Source organism: Phytoactinopolyspora endophytica (assembly GCF_004138495.1).
Taxonomy (GTDB): Bacteria; Actinomycetota; Actinomycetes; order Jiangellales; family Jiangellaceae; genus Phytoactinopolyspora; species Phytoactinopolyspora endophytica.
The window spans coordinates 237,829-243,512 of record NZ_ML142852.1 but is presented as its reverse complement, the minus strand read 5'-3'; the positions used below and the strand labels follow the sequence as shown (position 1 = coordinate 243,512).

General features: G+C 65.5%; 7 protein-coding genes. All 7 read left to right on the top strand.

Annotation, left to right across the window (positions count from 1 at the left end):
- On the top strand, nt 1–279 hold a 279-nt coding region (locus ELR45_RS34875; RefSeq protein WP_165367633.1), incomplete at its 5' end, for a hypothetical protein.
- A gap of 224 nt (nt 280–503) precedes the next feature.
- A complete protein-coding gene (locus ELR45_RS09515; RefSeq protein ID WP_129665429.1) occupies nt 504–1,796 on the top strand; it encodes a geranylgeranyl reductase family protein in 1,293 nt (430 codons plus the stop codon).
- A 161-nt stretch (nt 1,797–1,957) separates the two neighbouring features.
- On the top strand, nt 1,958–2,317 hold the full coding sequence (locus tag ELR45_RS09510; protein ID WP_129665427.1) for an NADH-quinone oxidoreductase subunit A: 360 nt from the start codon (nt 1,958–1,960) through the stop codon (nt 2,315–2,317).
- 176 nt (nt 2,318–2,493) lie between these two features.
- Nucleotides 2,494–3,048, top strand: a complete 555-nt coding sequence (locus tag ELR45_RS09505; RefSeq protein WP_129665425.1) for a NuoB/complex I 20 kDa subunit family protein — start codon at nt 2,494–2,496, stop codon at nt 3,046–3,048.
- The gene (locus ELR45_RS09500; protein ID WP_129665423.1) at nt 3,045–3,794 is read left to right on the top strand and encodes an NADH-quinone oxidoreductase subunit C; all 750 of its coding nucleotides are present in this window, start codon (nt 3,045–3,047) and stop codon (nt 3,792–3,794) included. Before ELR45_RS09505 ends, ELR45_RS09500 begins: the two co-directional genes overlap by 4 nt.
- Before the next feature lies 1 nt (nt 3,795).
- Nucleotides 3,796–5,148: an NADH-quinone oxidoreductase subunit D gene (locus ELR45_RS09495; protein WP_129665421.1), complete on the top strand. Its 1,353-nt coding sequence runs from the start codon at nt 3,796–3,798 to the stop codon at nt 5,146–5,148.
- A 68-nt stretch (nt 5,149–5,216) separates the two neighbouring features.
- Nucleotides 5,217–5,684: NADH-quinone oxidoreductase subunit NuoE (nuoE, locus tag ELR45_RS09490; protein WP_420813866.1), on the top strand; the 468-nt coding region annotated here is incomplete at its 3' end.

Genomic DNA, 5,684 nt, shown 5'->3' with positions numbered 1-5,684 from the left:
GGCGGCCTGGCGTCACCGCCCGAGTGGGCGCGGACGTATTCGGAACAGGAGGGTGGCTTCTTCGGCTGGGGCGACGTGTCGCCGGAGGCCGTCGCGGCGGCGATCGAGGCGACTCCGGACGCGCTGGACATGCCGGACGCCGAGGTCGACAACGCTTTTGTGGTGCGTAGCAGCTGGGCTGAGGGAAACATCGTGATCAACGTGGTGGTGACCGAGGGCGATCGGTCGTCCTCCGCCCGTTGGGATGCCACCGGTTCGACGGTGCTGTCCACGTATTGACGACGCCGGTTGGCGACGCGACCGCGACGCCACAGGGCGGGGAAGCTGCTGCGACGCGAATTTCGCAACGTTCATCAAGCGTAAATGTGCAGGTCAGCACTATGGCCCCGGTCGAAGCTTGCGGGCACCTGGGCCTAAACTTGGCCAGGAAGGTACTTAGTGAATGAATTCACGAGGTGATCTTCCGTAGCCGCTGAAGACGTAGGACAGGTGTTGGGGATCCGATGAATGCGCAGGCCGGAGACGCCGACGTTATTGTCGTCGGCGCCGGGCCCGCCGGTTCCACCACGGCGTACTACCTGGCCCGGTCCGGACTCGACGTACTGCTCCTGGAGAAGGCGTCGTTCCCGCGGGACAAGGTATGCGGGGACGGGCTCACACCGCGGGCAGTGCGTCAGTTGGTGCGGATGGGTGTGGACACATCAGGGCCCGGCTGGATCCGCAATCAGGGACTCCGGATCGTCGGTGGCGGCATGCGGCTGCACCTGCCGTGGCCGGAGCTCACCAGCTACCCGGGGTACGGGCTGGTCCGCACTCGCCTCGATTTCGACCACCTGCTGGCCCAGCACGCTGCCCAGGCCGGTGTTCGACTCATGGAGCGGACCAAAGTGGCGGGCCCGGTGATCGACGAGCCCAGCGGCCGCGTGGTCGGGGTCAGAGCCAGAACCCTGGGAGAGGACGGACGTCCCGCCGGGGACACGGTGACGTACCGGGCGCCGCTGGTGGTGGCCGCCGATGGCACGTCGTCGCGCCTGGCTACGGCGCTGGACATCCACAAGCGAGACGACCGGCCGATGGGTGTGGCAGTACGCACGTACTTCAAGAGCCCGCGCCATGACGATGACTGGATGGAGTCGTGGCTGGAGCTATGGGCCGCGAACGACCGTGGAGGCCGGGACCTGCTTCCCGGCTACGGCTGGATCTTCGGTGCGGGCGACGGCACCAGCAACGTCGGGCTGGGCATCACCAACACGTCGAAGGCTTTCGGGCGGGTGGACTACAAGGACCTGCTCCGCCGTTGGGTGGCCGAGACCCCGGGTGAGTGGGGATTCACTGAGGACAATCAGGTCGGCGAGATCCGCAGTGCAGCACTGCCGATGGGCTTCAACCGGCAGCCGCACTACAGTCGCGGCCTGGTTCTGGTCGGCGACTCCGGCGGTATGGTCAACCCGTTCAACGGCGAGGGCATCGACTACGCGATGGAAGCGGCCAGTGTGGCCGCCATGGTCATCGCCGACGCGTTGTCCCGGGACTCGGTGGCCGCCAGGGAACGGGTGCTGCAGGGGTACCCCGCCGCGCTGAAGACGGAGCACGGAGGATACTTCACACTCGGCCGGATCTTCCTCCGGTTGATCGGAGACCCACGGATCATGAAGATCGCCACCAACCACGGGCTTCCGCGGCCGTGGCTGATGAAGTTCACGTTGAAGTTGCTCGCCAACTTGACGGACCATCGCGACGGTGATGTGTATGACCGAGTCATCAATGCCATGACCCGATTGGCTCCGGCCGCATGAGGTGGGGGCAGAATATGGGCTCGTGTCTTCGAGCGGAATCACCGAGTAGCCGGATGCAGGCGACAGCGAACGTGACGATCACGACCGGACGGCGGACCGCCGGACCAGAGACGAAGGAGACGGTAAGCGTGACGAGAGTGGTCGAGGGGAGCTGAGCGAGCATGGACCTATATGCGCCGATCATCGGCCTGATCATCATCGCCGCCGTCTTCGCCGTAGGCTCGGTGGCATTCTCAGCGGTCGCGGGGCCGAAGCGCTACCACCGGGCGCGTCTCGACTCGTACGAGTGCGGGATCGAGCCGACACCACAGCCGGTGGGCGGTGGCCGCATTCCGATCAAGTACTACCTGACGGCGATGACGTTCATCATCTTCGACATCGAGATCATCTTCCTGTATCCGTGGGCTGTCCGCTTCGACCACCTCGGAGTCTTCGGTTTTGTCGCGATGGTGACTTTCCTGTTCCTAATCACCGTGCCGTTCATCTACGAATGGCGCCGTGGCGGGTTGGACTGGGACTAGTGAGCGACGAGCTGAGCGCGACCAGTGTCTGGAGCGACGAGCTGAGCGCGACCAATGTCTGGAGCGGCGAAGTGAGGAGTGAGCGGAGTGGTCGGCGTCGCGAGGGACGAGCAGCCGCCTGTGGAGCGAGCGACGAGCTGAGCGCGACCAATGTGATGGTAGGAGTGTGACCAGATATGGGTGTTGAAGAGAAGCTTCCGTCAGGGATTCTGCTGAGCACGGTCGAGGGTTTGGCCGGCTACATGCGTAAGGGCTCCCTGTGGCCGGCGACGTTCGGGCTGGCCTGCTGTGCCCTTGAGATGATGTCATTCGGGGCTCCCCGGCACGATTCGTCCCGGTTCGGCATGGAGGTCTTCCGGGCTTCGCCCCGGCAGGCCGACTTGATGATCGTCGCAGGCCGGGTCAGCCAGAAGATGGCGCCCGTGTTGCGGCAGATCTACGACCAGATGGCCGGTCCCAAGTGGGTGCTGTCAATGGGCGTATGCGCCAGTACCGGCGGCATGTTCAACAACTACGCCATCGTGCAGGGGGTCGACCACGTGGTTCCGGTCGATGTTTACCTGCCCGGATGCCCGCCACGCCCCGAGATGCTGATCGACGCCGTGCTGAAGCTGCACGACAAGATCCAGCACACCAAGCTGGGTGCGCACCGCGAGGCGGCGGAGGCCGAGGCGGAGCTTGCGGCGTTGTCCGCGACTCCGACGCACGAGATGAAGGGTCTGCTGCGGTGACGGAGAAGCCTGAGGAGACACCGGACGAGACCCCGGAGGAGGAGAGCCTTCCGGCGGAGCCCGAAGGTCCGGCGCTGCCTCCCGCCCACCCGTCACGCCGCGGCATGTTCGGTACCGACGGCTCGGGAGACACCTCGGGATACGGGGGGCTCGTGGTCCGCGACACCAGCCCGACCCGTGGCGAGTCGACGCCGCGGCCGTGGGCGGACGAGTTCGAGCAGCTGGACGACCAGGTCGGCTCGGCGCTCGAATCGGCCGGACAGTCGTACGACGACGCTGTGGAGAAGGTGATCGTCGATCGCGGCCAGATGACGATCTACATCAAGCGCGAACGGCTGGCGGACGTGGTGAAGGTGTTCCGCGATGACCCGGCGCTCCGTTTCGAGATGTGCTCGAGCGTCAGTGGCGTGCACTACCCGGAGGAGGCGGACCGGGAGCTGCATGTGTCGTACCAGCTGTTGTCGATCACGCACAACCGGCGGGTGGCTCTGGAGGTGGCCTGTCCCGACGCGGATCCGCACATCCCTTCGGTCACCGCCACATACCCGTCGGCCAACTGGCACGAGCGCGAGACGTACGACTTCTTCGGGGTCATCTTCGACGATCATCCGGCACTCACCCGGATCGAGATGCCCGACGACTGGCCAGGGCACCCGCAGCGTAAGGACTACCCGCTGGGCGGGATTCCGGTCGAGTACAAGGGCGCCACCATTCCACCGCCGAACGAGCGGAGGGCTTACCAATAACATGAGCGATGTCACATTTTCGCCCGCCGACGAGGCCGACGACCCGTACGCGGGTGTCCGCGATACCACCGAGGGTCCGGTTTACACGGTCACCGGCCAGGACTGGGAGGACGTCGTCGGTGCAGCCGCCGCCGGCGAGGAACGGGTCGTGGTCAACATGGGCCCGCAGCACCCGTCCACGCACGGCGTGCTCAGGCTCATCCTCGAGCTTGACGGCGAGATCGTGACCGAAGCCCGGGCGGGCATCGGTTACCTGCACACCGGCATCGAGAAGAACCTCGAGTACCGGAACTGGACACAAGGCGTCACCTTCGTGACCCGCATGGATTACGCGATGCCGTTCCACAATGAGGCCGCGTATGTCTTGGGCGTGGAGCGGTTGCTCGGCATCACCGACGACATCCCGGAGCGCGCCAACGTGATCCGGGTCATGACGATGGAGCTGAACCGGATCTCGTCGCACCTGCTGTGCATCGCCACGGGCGGCATGGAGATGGGCGCGTTGACGGTCATGACCGCGGGCTTCCGGGACCGGGAGCGCACGCTCGACCTCTTCGAGCTGATCTCCGGCCTGCGGATGAACAGCGCATATATCCGGCCGGGTGGTGTCGCGCAGGACCTCCCGCCAGGGACGGTGGAGAGCGTCCGCGACTATCTGCGCTGGATGTGGGACCACATCGGAGAGATCGAAGCGTTCTGCAACGAGAACCCGATCTTCAAGGGCCGGACCGTCGACATCGGCTATCTCGACCTGGCCGGCTGCATGGCACTCGGCATCACCGGGCCGATGCTGCGCTCCACAGGTCTGCCGTGGGACATGAGGAAGAGCCAGCCGTACTGCGGTTATGAGAACTACGAGTTCGACGTCCCCACCACAGACACATGCGATGCCTACGGCCGGTACCGGGTGCGCGTGGAGGAGATGAAACAGTCTCTGAAGATCATTGAGCAGTGCCTCGACCGCCTGCGCCCCGGCCCGGTGATGGTCGAGGACAAGAAGATCGCCTGGCCGGCCCAGCTGGCGGTCGGCGGCGACGGCATGGGCAACTCACTCGACCACATCCGGCACATCATGGGTGAGTCGATGGAAGCGCTGATCCACCACTTCAAGCTGGTGACCGAAGGTTTCCGGGTTCCGCCGGGACAGGTCTACACGGCCGTGGAGAGCCCGCGGGGCGAGCTCGGCGCGCACGTGGTGTCCGAAGGCGGCACCCGGCCCTGGCGGGTGCATTTCCGCGACCCGTCGTTCAACAACCTCCAGGCGGTGCCCGCTACCTGTGAGGGAAGTATGGTCGCCGACGTCATCGTCGCGGTGGCGAGCATCGATCCCGTGATGGGTGGGTGTGACAGGTGAACGAGACGAACGGAGACGAGGTGACCGAGGAGAACGGCACCAGGCTCGACGCGAAGGCGCGCGCGGAGATGGAGGAGATCGTCGCGCGTTACCCGGAGGCGCGTTCGGCGTTGCTGCCGATGCTGCACCTCGTGCAGTCCTACGAGGGCTACGTGACGCCTGCCGGCATCGAGATGTGCGCCGACGTGCTCGGGCTGACCGAGGCGGAGGTCGCCGCTGTGGCGACCTTCTACACCATGTACAAGAGACGCCCGGTGGGCGACTACCACGTCGGTGTGTGCACCAATACTCTGTGCGGGATCATGGGCGGCGACGCGATCTGGTCTGAGCTCACCGAGCATCTGGGCGTGGGTCACGACGAGTCCACCGAGGACGGCAAGATCTCGCTGGAACGCGTCGAGTGCAACGCCGCCTGCGACTACGCCCCGGTGGTGATGGTCAACTGGGAGTTCGTGGACAACCAGAACCCGGAATCCGCGAGGGAGCTCGTGGACAAGCTCCGTGCGGGAGACGACGTCTCGTCCACCCGAGGGCCC

What these genes read in the sequence shown, in the direction of transcription:
- ELR45_RS09510 (WP_129665427.1), top strand. Translation starts at nt 1,958, where the DNA reads ATGGACCTATATGCGCCGATCATCGGCCTGATCATCATCGCCGCCGTC.
- ELR45_RS09515 (WP_129665429.1), top strand. Translation starts at nt 504, where the DNA reads ATGAATGCGCAGGCCGGAGACGCCGACGTTATTGTCGTCGGCGCCGGG.
- ELR45_RS09495 (WP_129665421.1), top strand. Translation starts at nt 3,796, where the DNA reads ATGAGCGATGTCACATTTTCGCCCGCCGACGAGGCCGACGACCCGTAC.
- ELR45_RS09505 (WP_129665425.1), top strand. Translation starts at nt 2,494, where the DNA reads ATGGGTGTTGAAGAGAAGCTTCCGTCAGGGATTCTGCTGAGCACGGTC.